This window comes from Pseudomonas sp. 2995-1 (genome assembly GCF_002742505.1).
Classification (GTDB): Bacteria; Pseudomonadota; Gammaproteobacteria; order Pseudomonadales; family Pseudomonadaceae; genus Aquipseudomonas; species Aquipseudomonas sivasensis.
Window position 1 is genome coordinate 1 of record NZ_LJSA01000307.1, and the last position, 580, is coordinate 580.

General features: G+C 52.6%; 1 pseudogene. It reads left to right on the plus strand.

Annotation, left to right across the window (positions count from 1 at the left end):
* Nucleotides 1-367: 367 nt before the first annotated feature.
* Nucleotides 368-580, plus strand: a pseudogene (locus AOA61_RS06095) (DNA-packaging protein); the annotation flags it as partial.

Sequence of the window (580 nt, forward strand, 5' to 3'; positions counted from 1 at the left end):
TCGATGGGCATGGGTGATGCAGTGCGGCCAGTGTTCATCTTCAGCGATTCAGCGCCCAAGTATCGAACCATTTTCCCGTTCTTCAAGATCGGGCAGAACATCGTCAACGCGAACTATCAGGCTGACGCATCCACAGCCTGGGCTGAAGCGATGTCTTCGGCTCGTTGATGGCTGTAGCGACGGGAAGTCAGAGAAAAAGGTGAAAGAAAGTGGCATTTTCTTCAATTTCATCGCCTTTTTTCCTTGACAGGTTGGCCGACACGAAAAACCGAAGGTACTCCCGGACCCCCACCCCTCATGGGGGTAATTCGGGCCCCGCGTCTTCGCTATATATGACCCATTTTCAAAGGTTGGTTGTTGTGTAGTTATGGCTAATCAATCGATCACCCGTAAACCAGAGTGGCTGAATAAATCACGCATGGCGGACAGCCTCGGGATTACCACGCAAGCCTTCGATAAATGGGGAGTTACGCCCATCGCCAAGATCGGCCGAGAGTCGTTTTACGACGTGCGTTCTGTGCTGGATAACCGGCTGGTTCACAAGGGCGAGAAACAACAACCGCTCGATGACGACGGCCAA